The 19,599-nt window shown below is 73.9% G+C and carries 16 protein-coding genes; 4 read left to right on the top strand and 12 right to left on the bottom strand.

Features of this window, described 5'->3' with window-relative positions; genetic code table 11:
* Nucleotides 1-5: 5 nt before the first annotated feature.
* Nucleotides 6-506, top strand: coding sequence for a DUF2505 domain-containing protein (locus FB476_RS05640; protein WP_141817913.1), 501 nt, complete (start codon nucleotides 6-8; stop codon nucleotides 504-506).
* Between the two features lie 81 nt (nucleotides 507-587).
* Here the strand turns inward: FB476_RS05640 and pruA are convergent, their stop codons facing one another.
* The 4 genes from pruA to FB476_RS05620 all read right to left on the bottom strand — a co-directional run bounded on the left by pruA (nucleotide 588) and on the right by FB476_RS05620 (nucleotide 4,948).
* Nucleotides 588-2,216: an L-glutamate gamma-semialdehyde dehydrogenase gene (pruA, locus tag FB476_RS05635; protein ID WP_141817912.1), complete on the bottom strand. Its 1,629-nt coding sequence runs from the start codon at nucleotides 2,214-2,216 to the stop codon at nucleotides 588-590.
* A gap of 50 nt (nucleotides 2,217-2,266) precedes the next feature.
* Complete coding sequence (locus FB476_RS05630; protein ID WP_141817911.1) at nucleotides 2,267-2,722, bottom strand: DUF6912 family protein; 456 nt, start codon at nucleotides 2,720-2,722, stop codon at nucleotides 2,267-2,269.
* Between the two features lie 85 nt (nucleotides 2,723-2,807).
* Nucleotides 2,808-4,253: a CpaE/TadZ family protein gene (locus tag FB476_RS05625; RefSeq protein WP_141817910.1), complete on the bottom strand. Its 1,446-nt coding sequence runs from the start codon at nucleotides 4,251-4,253 to the stop codon at nucleotides 2,808-2,810.
* The gene (locus tag FB476_RS05620) at nucleotides 4,250-4,948 is read right to left on the bottom strand and encodes a hypothetical protein (RefSeq protein WP_141817909.1); all 699 of its coding nucleotides are present in this window, start codon (nucleotides 4,946-4,948) and stop codon (nucleotides 4,250-4,252) included. The genes FB476_RS05625 and FB476_RS05620 overlap by 4 nt, the downstream gene beginning before the upstream one ends.
* Nucleotides 4,949-5,094: 146 nt before the next feature.
* Between FB476_RS05620 and FB476_RS05615 the strand changes: the two genes are divergently transcribed.
* Nucleotides 5,095-5,316 carry a helix-turn-helix domain-containing protein gene (locus FB476_RS05615; protein WP_141817908.1) on the top strand — a complete coding sequence of 74 codons (222 nt, stop codon included), beginning with the start codon at nucleotides 5,095-5,097 and terminating at the stop codon, nucleotides 5,314-5,316.
* Nucleotides 5,317-5,352: 36 nt separating this feature from the next.
* Here the strand turns inward: FB476_RS05615 and FB476_RS05610 are convergent, their stop codons facing one another.
* Nucleotides 5,353-5,913: a hypothetical protein gene (locus FB476_RS05610; RefSeq protein WP_141817907.1), complete on the bottom strand. Its 561-nt coding sequence runs from the start codon at nucleotides 5,911-5,913 to the stop codon at nucleotides 5,353-5,355.
* A 177-nt stretch (nucleotides 5,914-6,090) separates the two neighbouring features.
* Here FB476_RS05610 and FB476_RS05605 point away from each other — a divergent pair, with 177 nt between their 5' ends.
* Both FB476_RS05605 and FB476_RS05600 read left to right on the top strand, forming a co-directional pair.
* A complete protein-coding gene (locus FB476_RS05605) occupies nucleotides 6,091-6,870 on the top strand; it encodes a LysM peptidoglycan-binding domain-containing protein (RefSeq protein ID WP_141817906.1) in 780 nt (259 codons plus the stop codon).
* Nucleotides 6,867-7,415 (top strand): Rv3235 family protein, encoded by a 549-nt coding sequence (locus FB476_RS05600; protein ID WP_141817905.1) that lies wholly within the window; start codon nucleotides 6,867-6,869, stop codon nucleotides 7,413-7,415. The genes FB476_RS05605 and FB476_RS05600 overlap by 4 nt, the downstream gene beginning before the upstream one ends.
* A 151-nt stretch (nucleotides 7,416-7,566) precedes the next feature.
* On the opposite strand, the gene secA is transcribed toward FB476_RS05600, so the two are convergent.
* From secA to mtrB, 7 genes are all read right to left on the bottom strand, one after another.
* On the bottom strand, nucleotides 7,567-10,278 hold the full coding sequence (gene secA / locus FB476_RS05595; RefSeq protein WP_141817904.1) for a preprotein translocase subunit SecA: 2,712 nt from the start codon (nucleotides 10,276-10,278) through the stop codon (nucleotides 7,567-7,569).
* 171 nt (nucleotides 10,279-10,449) lie between these two features.
* The gene (locus tag FB476_RS05590) at nucleotides 10,450-13,098 is read right to left on the bottom strand and encodes an ExeM/NucH family extracellular endonuclease (RefSeq protein ID WP_141817903.1); all 2,649 of its coding nucleotides are present in this window, start codon (nucleotides 13,096-13,098) and stop codon (nucleotides 10,450-10,452) included.
* Nucleotides 13,099-13,212: 114 nt separating this feature from the next.
* Nucleotides 13,213-14,433, bottom strand: coding sequence for a winged helix-turn-helix domain-containing protein (locus FB476_RS05585; RefSeq protein WP_141817902.1), 1,221 nt, complete (start codon nucleotides 14,431-14,433; stop codon nucleotides 13,213-13,215).
* 97 nt (nucleotides 14,434-14,530) lie between these two features.
* Entirely contained in the window at nucleotides 14,531-15,226 is a 696-nt protein-coding gene (gene hpf / locus FB476_RS05580) for a ribosome hibernation-promoting factor, HPF/YfiA family (RefSeq protein WP_141817901.1), read from the bottom strand.
* Between the two features lie 133 nt (nucleotides 15,227-15,359).
* Nucleotides 15,360-16,097, bottom strand: a complete 738-nt coding sequence (locus FB476_RS17110) for a ComF family protein (protein WP_170233536.1) — start codon at nucleotides 16,095-16,097, stop codon at nucleotides 15,360-15,362.
* A gap of 73 nt (nucleotides 16,098-16,170) precedes the next feature.
* The gene (locus FB476_RS05570; RefSeq protein WP_141817900.1) at nucleotides 16,171-17,937 is read right to left on the bottom strand and encodes an LpqB family beta-propeller domain-containing protein; all 1,767 of its coding nucleotides are present in this window, start codon (nucleotides 17,935-17,937) and stop codon (nucleotides 16,171-16,173) included.
* Nucleotides 17,934-19,589 (bottom strand): MtrAB system histidine kinase MtrB, encoded by a 1,656-nt coding sequence (gene mtrB / locus FB476_RS05565; protein ID WP_141817899.1) that lies wholly within the window; start codon nucleotides 19,587-19,589, stop codon nucleotides 17,934-17,936. Before mtrB ends, FB476_RS05570 begins: the two co-directional genes overlap by 4 nt.
* Between the last annotated feature and the right edge of the window lie 10 nt (nucleotides 19,590-19,599).

Raw genomic sequence — 19,599 nt, 5'->3', positions numbered from 1 at the left:
GCGGTATGAGGATCACCGAGACCGTCGTGCACCCGGCCGACCCCGTGCGCACCTTCGAGATGCTGACCGACCCCGCCTACCAGGAGCTGCGCTGCGCCCGGTCCGGGGCCCTGGACCAGACCGTGACCGTCGAGACCGACGGCGACGCGACCGTGGTGACCACCCGCCGGCACCTGCCCAGCGAGGGTGTGCCGGACATGGCCAGGGCCTTCGTCGGGCCGCAGATCCTGCTCGTGGAGACCGTGCGGTGGGGCCCGGCCGACGCCGACGGCGAGCGCGAGGGCGCGATGTCCCTCGACCTGCCCGGCCTGCCCGTCACCTTCACCGGCGGCGTGCACCTGCGCGTCGGCGCCGAGCCCGGCACGACGAGCCACGTCGTCGACGGCGACCTCGAGGCCAACATCCCCTTCCTGGGGCACAAGATCGAGCAGGCCGTCGCCCCGCGCATCAGCGAGATCGTGCAGGTGGAGGAGCAGGTCGCCCGGGAGTGGCTCGCCGCGCGCTGATCCCGCCGGCACCGACGACGCCCCGCGGGCGGCCTCCTGGGCCGCTCCTGCGGGGCGTCGTCGTGGGTGCGCGCCGGGCTCTCAGCCCATGTGGGGGTAGCGGTAGTCCGTCGGCGGCACGAAGGTCTCCTTGATGATCCGCGTGCTGGTCCAGCGGGACAGGTTGGCCCGGCTGCCGGCCTTGTCGTTGGTGCCCGAGCCGCGGGACCCGCCGAAGGGCTGCTGACCCACGACGGCGCCGGTCGGCTTGTCGTTGACGTAGAAGTTGCCCGCGGCGAAGCGGAGGGTCTCGGTCGCCTCGACGACGGCGGCGCGGTCCTGGGCGATGACGGCCCCGGTGAGGCCGTAGGGCGCGACCGACTCCATCTGCCGGAGCATGTCGGTCCAGTCCGCGTCCTCGTAGACGTGCACGGCCAGGATCGGGCCGAAGTACTCGGTGCGCAGCATCTCGTGGAAGGGGTCCTCGACGGTGACGATCGTGGGCCGCACGAAGTAGCCCTCGGAGTCGTCGTAGGTGCCCCCGGCGACGATCTCGGCGCCCTCGTCCGCGCGGGCCGCGTCGAGGGCGGCCTTGTGCTTGGCGAATGCCCGGGCGTCGATCACGGCACCCATGAAGTTGGACAGGTCGCGCACGTCACCCACGGTCAGGCCCTCGGTCTCGGCCACCAGGTCGTCGCGCATCCGGTCCCAGAGCGAGCGCGGGACGTAGGCGCGGCTGGCCGCCGAGCACTTCTGCCCCTGGTACTCGAAGGCGCCGCGGATCATCGCCGTGCGCAGCACGTCGACGTCGGCGCTGGGGTGGGCGACGATGAAGTCCTTGCCGCCGGTCTCGCCGACGATCCGCGGGTAGGCGCGGTAGGTCGAGAGGTTCTGGCCGGTCTGGGCCCACAGCGCGTTGAAGACGGCCGTGGAGCCGGTGAAGTGCAGGCCGGCGAAGTCCGGGTGCGCCATCACGACGTCCGAGATCGCCGGGCCGGTGCCCGTGACCATGTTGACGACGCCGTCCGGCAGACCGGCCGCCTGCAGCAGGCGCATCAGCTCGGTGGCCGCGCGCTGCTGGGTGGGGGCGGGCTTCCACACCACGGTGTTGCCCATCAGGGCCGGGGCCGTCGGCAGGTTGCCGGCGATCGCGGTGAAGTTGAACGGGGTGACGGCGTAGACGAAGCCCTCGAGAGGCCGGTGGTCGGCGCGGTTCCAGGTGCCGGGGGCGTTGCGCACCGGCTGCTCCGCGAGCAGCTCGGCGGCGTAGTGCACGTTGAAGCGCCAGAAGTCGGCGAGCTCGCAGGCCGAGTCGATCTCCGCCTGCTGGGCCGTCTTGCTCTGCCCGAGCATGGTGGCGGCGTTCAGCCGGGCGCGCCAGGGACCGGTCAGCAGCTCGGCGGCCTTGAGGAAGACCGCCGCCCGCTCCTCGAAGGGCAGCCGCTGCCAGTCGTGCCGGGCGTCCAGGGCGGCGGTCACCGCCAGCTCGGCGTCCTCGGTCGTGCCGTCGCGCAGCGTGCCCAGCACCTCGGCGTGGGCGTGCGGCTGGACGACGGTGATCTCCTCGCCGGACCCGACCACGTCCTTCCCGCCGATGACGTGGGGCATCTCGACGGCCTCGCCCGCCATGCGGGCCAGGGTGATCTCCAGCTCGGCGCGCTCGGGCGTGCCGGGGGCGTAGGTCAGGACCGGCTCGTTGTTCGGGGTGGGTACGTCCACGAAGGCGTCCATGGTGCGTCGTGCTCCTCGTCGTCTCGGGTTGGGTGGTGCGGCGGGCGGGGTCAGGCGTCGCCCGGGGCCCCCGCCAGGGCCCGCGTCAGCTCGAGGACGTGAGCCAGCTCGGTCGTGTCGTACCAGGACAGCTCGATCTCGGGCGACTCCGCCCCGACGGCGTCGGGGCTGCCGGTGACGACGTCGTCACCGACGTGCAGGGCGGCGATGCGGGGCAGGTCGACGTCGTCGACCTCGACACGGGCGTCGGTCACGGGGCCGGGACGCACCCTGGCCTCCTCGACGTCGGCGGCCGCGACGAGGACGGTGGCACCGGCGTCCACGAGGCTGCGGGCGGCCTCCTGCATGGCGGCGTACTCCCACTCCTCCTGGTCGCCGGAGGGATGGGCGCTGCGGACCGCGTCGGTGACCGCGTAGGCGGTGAGCGGGCCGGGAAGGGTGCGCTCGTCGTGGAGCCTCGCCAGCTGCTCGGGGGTGACCGGGACGTAGCACCGGACCGTCGTCATCGCTCTGCCTTTCTCGCCGTGGGGACGGCGCTTCCCCCATCGTGGCAGATCGACCGCCGCGCCGACGAACCCGCGGCGTCCCCCGTCACAGGGCGGCGGCCCGCCGGCCCGCGAGCCAGCCCAGCACCGGGCGCCGGGCCGCGCGGGCGCGGGCCGGCGCCCGCCCGGCGACGGCGCCGGCCAGCTCGACGAGGGCGAGCCGGGCGGGGCTGCGCGGTCGGACCTCCGCGAGCACCCGACCGTGCAGCAGCGCCATGTCGAGGGCGTCCTGGTCCTCCGGGACGAGGTGCACCGGACCGGTCGAGGCGAACCGGTCGAGGGCCTCCTGGATGCGTCGTCCCGGATCGGGGCCGACCGGCCCGGGACGCACCCGGGTGACCACGACCGTGCGCTCTGCGTGCGTGCAGGCGGCGAGCTGGTCCAGCCCGCGGACGAGTCGCTGCAGCCCGACGGGGTCGGCGGTGCCGACGACGACCACCCGGTCGGCGGCGTCCAGCGCCGTCAGTGCCGCACCGTTGCGCCGGGGCGCCAGGGTGTCGAAGGACAGCTCCTCGTCCTGCTCCAGCGGGGCTGCGACGTCGACGACGGTGGTCGGGGCCAGCGAGCGGCACTGCTCGAGGACGTCGGCGAGCGCCACGTCGCGCAGCTCGGGCCACCTGTCGGCGCGGGGCAGCCCGGTGAGGACGCGTAGCCCGGGCCGGACCTCGGGCGCCAGCCGGGCGAGGGTGTCGCGGTCGAGCGTCCCCTGGTCGGCCGCCCGTGCGGCCGCCGCGATCCCCGGCACCTCGTCGAGGAGGGCCAGGGTCTGGGCCACGCTCGCGCCGTAGGTGTCCGCGTCGACGAGCAGGACGGGGTGGAGCGGGTCGGCCAGCTCGGCCGCGAGGTTGACCGCGACGGTGGTGCGCCCCGGGGCGCCGGTGGGCCCCCAGACGGCGACCACCCGCCCGGGCTCCTCGTCGTCGGGCGACGCCCGCACGGGGGCGGCTCCCTCCGCGTGGTCCGGGGACTCCTCGGGGTCCGGCCCCTCCGCGTCCTCCGGCGCCGGGGCGCCGGACACGACCACGGCAGCGGGAGGCGGACGGTGCGCGTCGGGTCCGGTGCCGGGCGGTTCGTGGTCCGGGTCCCCCGTCCCCACGGCCCGCTCGGGGTCGACGGGTCGGCTCGCAGCCGGGGCGTCGGCGTCGAGCAGACGGTCCAGGGCCGCGTCCAGGGCCTCGACGGGCGCGTCCGCGGGCACGGTGACACCGACGCCCCACCGGGCGAGCCCGCGGCTGCCCGCCTCGTCCCCGGGCGGGTGCACGCCGAGGACGAGAGCGCCGTGCTCGCGGAGGGCGTCGAGCGCGGCCCGGTCCAGGCCACGCAGGTCGGAGGACACGACGACGACCCGCCCCAGCCCCGCGGCCACGGTCCCGACCAGCTCCGGCACGTCCGCGCAGCGACGCACGACGTGGACCCGGGCCGCGGAGGCGAGCGCGCCGGCGAGCGCGGCCTCCCAGCGGGGCGCGACGCCGGTGACGAGCGGCAGGCTCACCGGCCGCCGCCCCCGGAGTCGGACCGGGGCGCAGGGACGAGCGTGATGCGCGCCTCCTGGTCCACCGCGGCGATGACGGCACCCACGTCCGTCGCGGGGACCACCACCTGGACGGTCGTCCGGCCCAGCCCGGCGCCCAGGCCGGTCGTGTCGGCGGGAACGGTGTCGACGACCGCCCCGGCCAGGAGCAGCTCGGGGTCGAGGTAGGCCTCGCCGACCGCCTCGCGGTCACGGCGGCTCACCCAGACGTCCACGACGGACCCGCTGGCGAGGGCCCGGGCGGCGGAGGTGTCCACGGGGACCCCGACGGTCTTGTCGAGGGCCTGCCGGGCGGTGCCCAGCGCCGCGGCGGGCACCAGCTCCCCGGCCGCCACCTGGCGGACCAGGTAGGTGCCCGGCTCGATCCCGGCCGAGCCGTCGACGTAGCGGTCGAGGCGGTCCCCCACCCGGACGGGCACGGGCACGAGGTCGCCCTCCCCCACCTGCTGCCCCGGGAGCAGGTCGCGCGCCGCGGCGTAGACCGGGGTGGTGTCGTCCAGCGACGCCACGAGGCGCGCGCCGCCCGCGACCGAGAGGAGCACGAGGAGCAGGCCCACGAGCAGGCGCGCGTCGCGCCACCCGGGCCGCTGCAGGCGACGGGCGGCCCGCGCAGGAGCCTGGGCTCCGGCGCGGACGGTCGACGTGGCGGCGGACATCCGGGCCTCCTCGTATGGTGTGCTTCCCCCTACCGGCCGCCACGCTAACGGTCTGCGGGCCGGCGCCCCCATCTTGTCCACAGGCGGGTCAAGTCGGGGCCATGCCCACGTAAAATCTGCGTCAAGAATCGGCGAAAGGACCCCAGGTGCCCGCTCCTCGCTTCCTCACCCTGACGGACGTGGCCGAGATCCTCAACGTGTCGCTGTCGCAGGTCAAGGCGCTGGTGCGCTCCGGCGACCTCGCGGGCGTGAAGCTGGGCGGCCGCGGGGTCTGGCGGGTCGAGAACACCGAGCTCGAGGCCTACATCCAGCGGATGTACGACCGCACCCGGGAGAGCCTGCGCGAGGGCGCTGCCGACCTGGACTGACCCGGCCCGGCCCTGAGGCGCCGACCGGCCGGGGCCTCAGAGTCGTCGCACCAGCGCGAGCGCCGCGAAGGGGACGGTGACGACGCCCCGGACCGCCTCGCCGCGGCGCGCGGTGTCGTCAGGGTGACGCGCCAGGTCGAGGTGGTCGGCGAGGACGGCGTCGATGGTCCCGGTCTCGTGGTCACCGCCACGGTCGTGGATCCGGACGACCGCCCGGTCCCGGCTGATCGCGCGCAGGGCGGACCGCAGGCCGGGACGCCGGCCGGGCGCCGCGTGCTCGCCGACCCGGCGTGGCAGGCCCTCGACCGCGGTCACCGCCCCTACGGGCACCAGCGCCTCCCGGCCTCTCCCCGGCAGGGAACCTCCCGCGTGGAGGAGCAGCCAGCCGGGGCCGAGGTCCAGGAGCCGCCCGACGAGCCAGCCCGTCCCCGCCACGCGCAGGCGCAGGCCCTGTCCCTCGGCGGCCACGAGCCGGTGCTCCAGCTCGATCCGGCCGCGCTCGGCGCGGGTGTGCTCGGCCACCTCCTGCTCGCGCTCGAGCCGCTCCAGGGAGGCCTGCTGCGCCTCCAGGTCCGCGAACAGGTCCTCCCAGCGCATGCGCCCCATCGTGCCAGGGAACGGACCGGCGGGGTCTCGCAGTCCACAGCCCGCGGACGGGGCCTTGCACCACGACCGCTCCGGACGTAGGTTGGCGACGCACGCTGGTGAACGCAAACGAACGCAAACGACCACATACGACGGTGGGAGGGACGACCGTCGGGGGCGGAGGACGACATGGGTGGGAGCACGGCACGGGCGGCGACGCTGGGAGCCGCCGGATCGCTGGTGATGGCAGGAGGTTCGGCCTGGATGCTGCGGCTCGTCCTCGCGAGCTGGCCGGGCCCGGGCCCCGTCCCCGTCGGGGCCGGGCTGGCGCTGCTGGCCGGCGCCGGCGCCGCGCTCGTGGCCGGGTGGCTCGCGGTGGTCCTTGCCGCGGCCGCCTGGTCGCTCGTCCCGTGTGCCGGGGGCGGTCCCACGACGAGCCGGCCGCGCAGACCCGGGGGCGTCACGGGTCGCACCGCCGCCGCGCTCCTGGTGCTGGCCAGCCTGGGCGCGGCGCCCGCCGCCTCGGCGGCCCCCGCGGCTCTTCCCGCCGTGGCGATCCAGGGGACGCCACCGGGCACCGCGGCCGCGAGCACCCTGCCGAGCGGTCCCGCCCCGAAGATCGCGACGGAGCGGCCCGCGCCGACCGAGGCGGACGAGCCCGTGCCGGTCCCCGGCTGGACCCCGACCCGGGCACCGGCCGTCGAGAGGCGTGCCCCCGCGGGCGAGGTCACCCTGGTGAGCACGGCCGGACGGCAGAGCTCCTCCGAGGAGCGCACGGTCGTCGTCCGCCGGGGTGACTCGCTGTGGGCCATCGCCGCGCGCGCCCTGGGGACCGACGCCACCGACGCCGACGTCGCCGCGGAGTGGCCCCGGTGGTGGGAGGCCAACCGCGAGGTCATCGGCGAGGACCCCGACCTCATCCACCCGGGGCAGCGGCTCGTCGCTCCCCCGGCCAGGGGCTCCCGGTGAGCGCGTCGGCCGTGCGGGAGGTCCTGCCGGCCCGCCCGGCGCCGCCCGTCCTGCGGGTGGTGCCGGCACCGCGCACGGATCCGGCCGCGGCGGGGCCGGACTGGGACGACGCGCCGGAGCCACCACGGAGATCGCGCTACGTCCAGGGACAGCTGGCGGTCGACTTCCGCTCCGGCGCCGACGACGCCTTCTTCGGACCGCAGGCGACCAGCACCGCCGACCTGCCCGACCCGGTGCCGTGGGCCCGGCGGATGATCCAGGCCCTGCTCGAGGCCTACGACGGGGTGCGCTCCCCCGACCAGCTGTCGCGGTGGGTCGTGCCGGAGATCCGGCAGCGGGCCTCGCGGCGCGGGCTCCTCGCCCGACGTCGCGGGCGCCGGACGGCACGTCCCCCGGTGGTCCGCTCGGTGCACCCGTGCTTCCCCGCCGACGGCGTCTGCGAGATCTCGGCGGTCGTGTGGGCGGACGGACGGGTGCGCGCCCTCGCGCTGCGCATGAGCGGCGTGGACGGCAGGTGGCTCGTCACCGCCTGGGAGCTGGGCTGACGACGCGCGCGGCGCGCCGGCGGGTCCGCCCTCCTGCTGCTGGCGGGCAGGTCACCTCCGCAGACCTGCAGGTGGCAGGTTTCCTCGCCGTGACAGGTCGACGCCCGGCCGGAGTGCTCCGACCGGGCGTCGATCCTGTGCCAGCCCTGGGTCAGCTGCCGCGCTGCGCGCGACGACGCTCGGCGCGGTTGCCGGCGGCAGCGGACCGGGCCGTGGCCTTGTCCTCCTCCGGGAGGCTGCCGTCGACCCGGACCCGGCGCGCCTCGGCGGTGCCGTCCTCGCTGGGGGCCACGAAGGTCAGCTGCTGCTGGCGCGGCTGCTCCTCCTCCTCGGCGCGCTTGACCTCGGCGCGGAAGAGGAAGCGGACCGACTCCTCCTTGATGGCCTCCATGACGGCCTGGAAGAGCTGGTAGCCCTCGCGCTGGTACTCCACGAGCGGCTCGCGCTGGGCCATCGCCCGCAGGCCGATGCCCTCCTTGAGGTAGTCCATCTCGTAGAGGTGCTCGCGCCACTTGCGGTCGAGGACCTGCAGCACGACACGGCGCTCCACGTCGCGCATGATCTCGGGGCCGACGGCCTCCTCGCGCTCGTCGTAGGCGTGCTGGGCGTCGGAGGTGAGCTCCTCGACGAGCAGCTCGGTCGTCACCGCGTTGCGGCTGCCGGCCCGGGACACGACGTCCTCGATCGAGACGCCGACGGGGTAGACCTCGCGGAGGTCCTCCCACAGCTGCTCGAGGTCGATGCCGTCGGCCAGGCCCTCGCCGCCCGCGACGCGCACGTAGTCGGTCACGACGTCGTTGATGAAGTGGCGCACCTGCTCCTGCAGGTCCTCACCCTCCAGGACGCGGCGACGCTCTGCGTAGATGACCTCGCGCTGCCGGTTGAGGACGTCGTCGTACTTGAGGACGTTCTTGCGGGTCTCGAAGTGCTGCGCCTCGACCTGCGACTGGGCGCTGGCGATGGAGCGGGAGACCATCTTGGACTCGATCGGCACGTCGTCGGACAGGCCGGTCGTGGCCATCACCCGGTCGACCATCGCGGCGTTGAACATCCGCATGAGGTCGTCCTCGAGCGAGAGGTAGAAGCGGCTCTCGCCGGGGTCGCCCTGGCGACCGGCACGACCACGGAGCTGGTTGTCGATGCGTCGGGACTCGTGGCGCTCGGTGCCGAGCACGTAGAGCCCGCCCAGCTCGGTGACCTCCTCGTGCTCGCTGGCGACGGAGGCCTCGGCCTCGGCCAGTGCCTTGTCCCAGGCCGCTTCGTACTCCTCGGGCGTCTCGTGCGGGTCGAGACCCTGGGCCTTGAGCGCGGCGACGGCCCGGAACTCCGGGTTGCCGCCCAGCATGATGTCGGTGCCTCGACCGGCCATGTTGGTGGCCACGGTCACGGCGCCCTTGCGGCCCGCCTCGGCGATGATCGCGGCCTCGCGCTCGTGGTGCTTGGCGTTGAGGACCTCGTGCTTGACACCGCGACGGCGCAGCTGCTCGGAGAGGTACTCCGACTTGGCCACGCTGGTGGTGCCGACCAGGACGGGCTGCCCCTTCTGGTGCCGGGCCACGATGTCCTCCACCACCGCCTTGAACTTCGCCTCCTCGGTCCGGTAGACGAGGTCGGCCTGGTCCTTGCGGATCATCGGGCGGTTGGTGGGGATGGAGAGCACGCCCACCTTGTAGATCTGGTGCAGCTCGGCGGCCTCGGTCTGGGCCGTGCCCGTCATGCCTGCGAGCTTGTCGTACATGCGGAAGTAGTTCTGGAGGGTGACGGTCGCGAGGGTCTGGTTCTCGTTCTTGATCTCCACCCCCTCCTTGGCCTCGATCGCCTGGTGCATGCCCTCGTTGTAGCGGCGACCCGGCAGGATGCGGCCGGTGTGCTCGTCGACGATCATGACCTGGCCGTCCATGACGACGTAGTCCTTGTCGCGCTGGAAGAGCTCCTTGGCCTTGAGCGCGTTGTTGAGGTAGCCGATGAGCGGGGTGTTGGCCGACTCGTAGAGGTTGTCGATGCCGAGGTAGTCCTCGACCTTGGCGATGCCGGCCTCCAGGACGCCGACGGTGCGCTTCTTCTCGTCGACCTCGTAGTCGCCGGTCGGCTCGATGCCGCGCAGCGGGTCGCCCGCCTGCCCGCGCTCGAGGCGACGGACCAGCTTGGAGAACTCGGTGTACCACTTGGTCGCCTGGTCGGCCGGGCCGGAGATGATCAGCGGCGTGCGGGCCTCGTCGATGAGGATCGAGTCGACCTCGTCGACGATGGCGAAGTTGTGGTCGCGCTGGACCAGGTCGGCCAGCGACCAGGCCATGTTGTCGCGCAGGTAGTCGAAGCCGAACTCGTTGTTCGTGCCGTAGGTGATGTCCATCGCGTACTGCTCGCGTCGCTGCGCGGGCGTCATGGACGACAGGATGCAGCCGGTCTCCAGGCCCAGCGCGCGGTGGACGCGGCCCATGAGCTCGGACTGGTACTGCGCGAGGTAGTCGTTGGTGGTGATGACGTGCACCCCACGGCCCGTGAGGGCGTTGAGGTAGGACGGGAGGGTGGCGACGAGGGTCTTGCCCTCACCGGTGCGCATCTCGGCGACGTTGCCCTGGTGCAGCGCGGCGCCACCCATGATCTGCACGTCGAAGTGCCGCTTGCCAATCGTCCGCTTCGAGGCCTCGCGCACCGCGGCGAACGCCTCGGGCAGCAGCTGGTCGAGCGTCTGACCGTCGGCGAGACGCTTCTTGAACTTCTCTGTCTCCTCGCGCAGCTCGGTGTCGCTCAAGCCCTCGAAGTCCTCCTCGAGGGCGTTGACCTGCTTTGCGATGGACTCCAGCCGGCGCAGGGCGGACTTCTCGCCGGCGCGCAGGATCTTCTCGAAGAGGTTGACCACGTGCCTAGGCTAACCGTCCCTTCCTGGACGTCGTGCACGGCAACCCCGGAAAGCTGCGGTCCGCACCCCCGGGCCTTCGCCCGGACATGGCGACGGGGCACGGCCGACCGGGTGGTCGACCGTGCCCCGTCCGGCGGCGCCGGCCTCTCAGCCGTCGCCGGGGGCCTCAGCTCAGGGCTTGCCCACCGTGATGGTCACCGTCGCGGTGGTGCTGTTGCCCGCCGCGTCGGTGGCCTCGTAGGTGACCTCGTAGACCGCCTGGGTGGCGGCCACGACCCGCAGGTGGGAGTCGGAGACGACCTCGATCGCACCCTTGCCGTTCGGACCGGCCGAGACGACCTCGGCCCCGATCAGGGCGACGGTCGGCTGCTCGCCCGAGTCGTCGCTGGCCAGGATCACGGTCTCGACGTCGACCCACTTGTTGTTCGGCGGCCACACCGACGACGGAGAGGCCACGACCTCGAGCTCCGGAGCCACGAGGTCCAGCCCGACGAGCACCGGGTCGTGGTCGCTCGAGCGGTAGGGGTCGGGCGCGAAGAGCGCCGCCTGGCCGGGACCCTTGAAGTTCAGCTCGTAGTCCAGGACCGGAGCCTCGTCCGCGTTGATCTGCCACGCGGCCGCACCGGTGACCTTCGGTGCGAGGGCGTCGCTGGCCATCGCGTAGTCGAGGTAGCCGAGCACCCCGTCGAAGACGTAGGTGTAGGCGTACTCGCCACCGAACACCTTCAGCAGGTCCACGAAACCGTCCTCGCGGAGCTCGCGGATCGGGTCCTCGTGGTCGTAGGAGTTGAGGTCGCCGATGATGAGGACCTCGTCCACCCCGGTGCCGGTCGGGTCGTCGTTCGCCCAGTCGCCGAGCGCGTCGGCGGCAGCCGCCCGGACCTCGTTGCAGTTGCCCTGACCGGTGTCCGGGTCGCCGGGGCACGCCGAGCCCTTGGACTTGAGGTGGTTGACGACCACGGTGACCTTGCCGTCCGTGCCGTTCTCCTGGAACGTCTGCGCCAGGGCGGGGCGGTTGCGGGTGTCGTCGAAGCGCGCGTCCACGCTGGAGTCCAGCACCGACCATGGTCCGACGGGCGTCACCTTGGCGGGCTGGTAGATGAACGCCGTGGTGATCTCGTCGGTGCCGACGCGACCGGTGGAGACGAAGGCCCAGCGGGTCTCGCCGGCGGCCTGGTTGAGGGCCGTGACGAGGCGGCCGACCGCGACGTCGCCGTTGTTCTCGATCTCGATCAGACCCACGATCTCGGCGTCCATGGCGTTGATCGCGGAGACGATCTTGGACTCCTGCCGGTCGAACTCCGCCTGGTCGTCCGCGCCCCGGCTGCCCAGCGTCGTGAAGTAGTTCAGGACGTTGAACGACGCGACGGTGGTGGTGCCGCCGACCTCGGGGACGTCCGGCCGGGCGTTGCGCACGGTGAAGTCGGCGTCCTGGGTCGGCTGGACCCGCCACTGGTTGAAGCGGTAGTCGAGCACGCCGGTGAGGTTGGCGAGGGTGTCACCCCCGCGGAAGCCGTGGTCGAGGGTGAACTGACCGCCGGCCGGGTGACGCAGGTAGTCCGGGTTCTGGATGTTGAGCCCGTCGTCCAGGCGGATCCGGTTGGCGGCGTTGAAGGCCAGCAGGGCCGCGGCGCCCGCCGAGCCCGGGTCGTGCACGGCGGTCGGCTGGTACTGGCGCAAGGTGCCGTCGCCGACGCCGAGGACGACCTCGCCGTAGCGGGCGTACTCGAAGTACTCGAGGATGGCCAGGTCCTGCGGGAAGGTGACCAGCATGCTCTCGAGGGGCTCGGGGTCGCCGAGCGGCAGGCTCACCGTGGTGGCCGGCGGGAGGGCCTGGTCGGTGGCGCAGAGCTGCACGGTGTTGTTGGAGAGCTGGGTCTGCCCGCTGAACTCCGAGGCGGTGCCGGTGACGCGCACCCGGTCGCCGACCGAGACGTCCGGCCCGGACGGGAGGAAGACGTAGATGCCGTCGGAGGTCGCCGGGTCACCGTCACCGGCGTCCTGGACGAAGATCCCGTTGAACGAGCCGCTGTGCTGGTAGTCGCCGACCACCACGCCCTCGACGGTCACGACCTGGCCGGCGACGGGGGTGGCGGCGCCGGAGCCCTGGACGGCGCCGATGGCCATGGCGTCCTCGAAGCAGGAGCCGGGCTCGGGCTCCGGCTCGGGCTCGGGCTCCGGGTCGGGCTCGCCCGCCCCGCAGGTGGTGGTGTGGGTGCCGAGGCCGTCGAAGGTGTTGTTCGGGAAACCGTCCCACTGGACGGCGGGGTCGAACGCGTCGTCCTTGACGGTGTCGCCCTCGCACACGTCGGCCTTGCGCCGCAGCGTGTTGTCGGCGGTGGAGGTCAGGCCGGTGCCCCACTCCGTCCCGGGGTCGAAGCCCACCTGGCCGATCGAGTCGACGACGGTGCCGCCGTCCTTGACCAGCGTGAGCGCGTCGTTGCCGTTGAACAGACCCGTGCCGGTGGTCTGGTCGGCCTGGGCCAGGATCGCGGCGTCGGCGCTGCTGTGCGCGAAGACGTAGACGTCGCCGGGCGCCAGGGTCCCGGCGAGCGAGGCCGTGAACCCCGCGCTGGCGCTGCCGTTGCTGTACTGCTGGATGGCGTAGCCGCCCAGGTCGACGGGCGCGCTGGTGCCGTTGTAGATCTCGAGCGCCTTGTTGTTGCTCGACCCCTCGACGTACTCGCTGAAGATCAGGTCGTCGAGGGTGGTGGGGTCGTCGTCCGCGTAGGCCGTGGCCGTGGGGACGAGCAGAGTGGCCAGGAGCGTCGTCGCCCCGACGGCCGCCACGGCCGCCTTCGGCCGGAGGGATGGATTCATCGCTGCTCTTTCTTTCTCGGGGACAGGGGTGCCGCGGGCACACCTGTCAAGGACTCTAGGCAGGTTCTCGCGGGGGCGACAGCCACCCGATGGGCTGGACGGGCAGGTCGGTGGTCACGATTTGGCAAAGTCGACGCGGTCCAGCCCCAGCCACGTCGCCATCGCCTCGAGCTCTGCCTCCAGCGCCGGGACGGCACGGGCGAGGTCGGTCCCCGGCTCCCAGTGCACGGCGCGCGCGAGCAGGGCCCCCGTCGCCCGGTCGGCCTTGAGGTCGACGCGCCCCACCAGCTCCTCGTCGAGCAGGAAGGGCAGCACGTAGTAACCGTGCACCCGCTTGGCGGCGGGCACGTAGATCTCCAGCCGGTAGTGCATCCCCCACAGGCCCTCGGTGCGATCCCGCTGCCAGATCAGGGAGTCGAAGGGGCTCAGCAGCGCCGTGCCCGGCACCGCCCGCGGGATCCGGGCGCCCGGCACCCGCCAGACGGGCCGGTCCGTCCACCCTGGCACCCGCACGCGCTCGGCCTCGCCCCGTGCCTCCAGCCGGGCGAGGCCCTCGGCGACGCGGGGGCCGCGCAGCCGGAAGTAGTCGGCCAGGCAGCGCTCCGTGCCCAGCCCGTGGGCGCGCAGCGAGATCGCCAGCAGCTCCGTCACGGCCTCCTGCGGGTCGGCGTCGAGCAGCGCGTCGCGGCGCGCGACGACGTCGGCCGGCAGCACCGCCTCGGGGAGGGCGTAGCGGCGCTCGAAGGCGGACGAGCGCCCGGCCGACGTGACCTCGCCGGACCAGAAGAGCAGCTCCAGGCACTGCTTGACGGCGGACCAGTTCCACCCCCAGTCCACGCCCGACCGGTCGGCGCCGTGGGGCAGGTGCGCCTCGACCTCGCGGGAGGTGAGGGGGCCGTGCTCCCCCACCACCTCCAGGACGGCGGCGAGCAGCTCGGGACGCGTCTGCGCGATGTCGCGGCTCCAGGCCTTCTCGCGCGCCTGGGCCATGCGGTAGGCCAGCAGGGGCCACGTCGACGGGGGCACCAGCGAGGCCTCGTGCGCCCAGTACTCGACGAGCCTTCGCCCGCCCCGCCCGCGGGGGCCGGCACCATCGCGGGCCCGGTCGAGCAGGGCGGTGTCGTAGGGGCCGAGCCGGGAGAAGAAGGGCAGGTAGTGCGACCGGGTCAGCACGTTGACGCTGTCGATCTGCACGACCTGCACGCGGTCGACGACCCGGGACAGGTGCCGCGCCGTCGCGGCTCCCGGTGCCGGCCGGGGGTCGGAGAAGCCCTGCGCGGACAGCGCCAGCCGGCGCGCCCGCGCGACCGTGAGGGTGGGCACGGAGCTCGTCATGCGGTCACTGTGCCACGCGCGGACGACATACCCGCGGACACGCGGACGGGCCCGCCACCCGGAGGTGACGGGCCCGGCCGGTCGTGCCGTCGGGTGCCTACGAGGCGACGGCCTCGGCCGGCGTCAGGTCCTCGTCGTCCTCGCCGTCGGCGGGGCCGTCCTTGTCGAGGTCGAGCCTCAGGACGCCGTAGGACCAGCCGCGGCGGCGGTAGACGACGCTGGGCTTGTCGGTGTCCACGTCGTGGAAGAGGAAGAAGTCGTGGCCGACGAGCTCCATGCGGGACAGGGCCTGCCCCACGGTCATCGGGCTCGAGGCGTGGACCTTCTCACGGATCTCGATGGGGCTGTTGCCCTGGGTCTGCAGCTCGGCGTCGAGCGCCTCCTCGGTGCTCGGGGGCCGGGTGCCGTCCTCCGACGGCGCGGCGAGCGGTTCGGTCGGCAGCCCGAAGGTCGCCTCGGCGACGGACGGGAGCCGGTGCTTGCCGGTGTGGCTGATGCGGCGCTTGTCGTTCATCCGACGCAGGCGCTCGGTCAGCTTGCTCATGGCCAGGTCGACGGCGGCATATTCCTCGTCGGCGGCGGCCTCGGCGCGAACCACGGTACGTCCGACGTAGCACGTGATCTCGCAGCGCTCGGCCTCCTTGGCCTGGCGGGGGTTGGCCTCGTGGGTCAGGACGACCTCGGCGCGGCGTACGCGGGGGGCGAGCTGCGGGACCTTCGAGAGCTTCTCCTCGAGGTGCCGGCGGAATCGCTCGGTGACGTCCTTCTTACGACCGGTCACGGTGAGTTCCATGAGTCCTCCATGCAGTGGTGGTGTGGTGCTGCTCGTTGGCGTCGTCACGGCGCCTGATCCAACGGCCTCACCCCCTTGCCTACTGCGAGAGGTGCTTCCATGCACCCACACTAGTAGACCCCCAGGGAGCGCACTAGTCGGCCCGCCGGGACGCCCCGACTTTCCTCCTACGCTGCGTAGCAAAAAGCGTCACGGCAACCACCTGACCACTGCCTGCGACCCTCAGGGCCCGGGCGCACTCGGTCAGCGTGGCCCCGGTCGTGACCACGTCGTCCACCACGACGCAGGGCCGCCCGGCGAGCCTCGCCGCCGCTCCCCGGCGGACGTGGACCGCCTCCGCCAGGTTGCGGAAGCGGCGGGCCGCGTCGAGCCCGGCCTGGTCCTCCACCCGGCGTCCGAGGCGGAGCGCGTCGAGGACCTGCAGCGGGCCCGCCGCCGCGCACGCCAGCCGCGCGAGACGGGAGACCCGGTGCTCGCCCCGGCGTCGCACGCTCGCCCGCGCGGAAGGGGCGGGGACGACGAGCACCGGGTCTCCCCCGGCCAGGGCCGACCGGTGCGCCGGTGAGGCGGCGAGCGCCACGGCGAGCCCGTCGCGCAGGAGAGGGACGAGCACCGCCGTGAGGTCGGCGCGGCCGCCGTCCTTCCAGGCCACCACGGCGGCCCGGACCTCGTCCTCGTAGGCCGGGCCCGCCCAGGTCGGGGGCAGCCCGGGCGGCGCCGGAGTGGGCGACCACCGACGTGGCGGCATGCCGGTGAGCGCCGCCGCGCAGGCCCCGCACCACCGCTCGCCCGCCCGGCCGCACCCGGCGCAGGCCGAGGGGGCCGCGAGCTCGACGACGTCCAGCAGGTCGCGCCACGGCTGCCACGGCATACCCCCAGGGTGGGCCACGGCCCGGGCGAGGCGCCGCCGCCGTCCACAGGCGACGGCGGTCCTCCCCGGCGGATCAGGTGCCGGGGATGATCAGCTCGTCGCCGTTGCGGGCGCCGAACCAGCCCCGGGAGCCCTCGCGGGTGTGGAACCGGCCGTCCTCGGTGCGGACCACCGGGGTGAAGCCCGCCCCGGTGGGGACGGCGAGGACGTCGACGAGGCCGGGCTGCTCGCCGAGCTCGTCCAGCCATCCGCCGATCGGGACGCGGAAGGGGACGAGGCGCTGGTCCTGGATGCGGCGGCCGCTGACGACGATGTCGGAGGTCGTCGCCCAGCGGGCCGAGGAGACCGCCACGAGCGTGGGTGCCACGGCCCGGGGCCGCGCGAGCCCGGTGGGGCGGCCCTCGGAGTCGCGGACGATCCCCGCGACCAGGAGCCGGTGCCGCGACTCGCCCTCGCGGTCGGCGAGGACCAGAAGGGCCCGGGTGCCGTCCGGGGACACCCGGAAGGTCCGGATGCGCTGCTCGTCCTGCAGCCAGTCGACCTCGATGGGCCGGGCGACCGCGTTGACCTGCTCGCCCTCGACGACCCAGACCCGCGGCGAGGCGTGGCTGCGGGCCACGCCCGCCACCCACATGTCGCCGTGCGGGTCGTAGCTGGGGTCGGTCAGCCCGTCGCCGATGCCCTCGTTGACGTGCTCGGAGCCCGAGCGCCAGCGCCACAGCCTGGAGCGGTCGACGGAGACGGCGGCGAACTCCTCCAGGTCGGCCGTCGCGGCCACACCGGTCCAGTCCGCCCCCAGCCGGGGCAGCTCGATCCTCGTGGCCGACGTGGACGGGAGGTTGCGCAGGTTGTAGAAGGTCGGGTCGACCAGCGCGAAGACCTCTCCCACCCGCAGCAGCGCCCGGTCGGTCTCGCGGGTGACGTCGGAGTAGCCGAGTTCGGACGCGGAGTTGATCGCCCCTTCCCCGTCGGGGAGCAGGTTGCGGCCGCCGAGGCGCAGCTCCACGGCCGTCACGCCGCCCAGGCCGAGCAGGGCGTGACCCAGCTGGGCACGCAGGTCCAGCACCCGCTGACGGTCCTCCCCCAGGCCCTGGCCCTGGAGGTTGACGGTGGCGACCTGGCTCACCGTGTCCACGGGGACGGCACCGACGGCGAGGTGGACGTCCGGGGACGCGCCGGTCCGGACCGCTCCCTCCAGGTGGGTGGGGACCGGCGCCAGCTGGGTGCGGGCCACGGCCGTGGTCAGCCCTTCGCCCCGGGCCAGCCAGCGGGTCTCCGGCACGAAGTGCGACAGGTGCGGGTCGAGGTAGTAGATGCGGGTCTCGCGGAACGCGCGACCCAGGTCGGGCACCGTGAGCCACAGCCCGAAGTCCTCGGGGAACTCGTCGATGCGCCACTCCCCGTCGACGCGGGCCAGGGAGAAGGTCTGGGTGGTCTCGCCGGTGCGCTCGGTGAGCACCCCGGAGGCGTCGATCTGGCCCATGACCGTGGCGGTGACGGTGACCTCGTCGCCGGCGCCCTGGTACTGCGGCGTCCCGTCCAGGACGAGGACGCTGCGGGTCGGCACCCACTCGCTGGCCAGCGTCGGGGTGAGGAACATGCGGGCGACGTCGTCGTCGTCGGCGAAGCCGACGTTGGACCGCACGAACCCCTGGACGATCTCGGTCGGGGACGCCCCCGGCGACGGGGCCTCGAGGAAGTGCTGGACGTCCGGGGCGGGCTGCACGTCGACCGAGAGCCCTGCCTGCGGCACGGGGTCTGTGGGCAGCACGGCGTTGCAGCCGGTCAGCACCAGCAGCGCGGTCAGCAGGGTCGCCATCACGGCGGGTCGACGTCTCACGGCTCCTCCTCCCCGTGGGTGGCCAGCGCGAGCACGACGGGGGGCACGGCGTGCTCGTGGTCCCCGTCCGGGCCGGTGGGTGGGCCCACGGCCGGGGGCTGCTCGGCGATGACGTAGGTGGCCTGCCGCGGCAGCAGCAGGCGGAAGCACGCCCCCTGACCCGGGGCGCTGCCGACCTGCAGCCAGCCGCCGTGGACGCGGGCGTCCTCCTGGGCGATGGCGAGGCCGAGCCCGGTGCCGCCGGTGGTGCGGTCGCGGGAGGGGTCGGCGCGCCAGAACCGGTCGAAGACGTGCGCCTGCTGCTGCTCGTCGAGACCGATCCCGTGGTCGTGCACGCTCACCCCGACCACCTGCTCGGTGGCGGCGACCGCGACCAGGACCGGCCGGCCCTCGCCGTGCTCGATGGCGTTGGAGAGCAGGTTGCGCAGCACGCGGGATACCCGGCGCCCGTCCATGTAGACCAGCACCGGCTCGTCGGGGGCGACGACCACGAGCTCGCTGCCGTAGCGGTCGGCGAGCGCGCGGACGCCGTCCACCGCCGCCTGGACGAGCACGACGACGTCCTCGAGGTGCCGCTCGATGGTCGCGGCCCCGGAGTCGTAGCGGCTGATCTCCAGCAGCTCGGTGAGCAGCTCCTCGAAGCGGTCCAGCTCCTGCTGGAGCAGCTCGGCGGAGCGCGCGACGGGCAGCGGGAAGTCCTCGCGGGAGGCGTGGAGGATCTCGCCGGCCATGCGGATCGTCGTCAGCGGGGTGCGCAGCTCGTGCGAGACGTCGGAGACGAAGCGCTGCTGGAGCTGGGACAGCGCGCGCAGCTCGCGGATCCGCAGCTGGATGGAGTCGGCCATGGTGTTGAACGAGGTGGCCAGCTGGGCGAGCTCGTCGGTGCCGCGGACGGGCAGGCGTTCGTCGAGGTGCCCCATCGCCAGCTGGTGGGAGACCGTCGCGGCCTCCTCGACCGGGCGCGTCACGATCCGGGTCGCCACGCCGCCGACGCCGGCCATGAGCAGGGTGAGCGCCGCCCCGGCCGCGACGAAGAGCTGTCGGACCAGGTCGAGGGTCTCCTGCTCGCGCAGCAGGGGGTAGACGAGGAAGAGGTCGTAGGCACCGGCGCGCACCAGGCTGACGCGGGAGCCGACCACGACCGCCGTGACCGGCTGCTCCTGGCCGGCGAGCGTGACCGGGATGACGACGACCTGCTGGTTGGTGGGGTCGGCGCGCAGCGCCTCCCGCAGGGACTCGGGTATGTCGCTCGCGTTGGCTCCCAGGGCGCGCCCGCTGACGGGGGCGCCGCGCTCGTTGTCCAGCGCCGGCCAGAGGACCACGCGGCGGCCCTCCTGCCCGCCGGCCCCGGCCATCGACTGCATCTGGTTGTCGGCGGCGAGGGACAGTCCGGTGTCGTCGCGGCGGTCGGTGGAGTCGAAGGCCTCCTGGGCCAGCGCGACCTGCTGCGAGGCGTCCCGCTGGGCGTTGTCCACCGCCTGGTCGACCAGGCCCTCACCGATCTGCTGGAAGAGCACGGTGCCCAGCAGCGCGGAGAGCGCCACGCCGACCAGCGTGGTGGTGCTGATGACCCGCAGGCGCAGCGAGCCCCGCCACCAGCGGAGCAGGCGGGTGCCCGGGCCGGTCCGCGCGGGGCGGACCGCCTCGGTCACCGGGGGTGCG

The organism is Ornithinimicrobium humiphilum (assembly GCF_006716885.1).
Classification (GTDB): Bacteria; Actinomycetota; Actinomycetes; order Actinomycetales; family Dermatophilaceae; genus Ornithinicoccus; species Ornithinicoccus humiphilus.
This window is presented reverse-complemented; position numbering and strand designations above follow the sequence as displayed.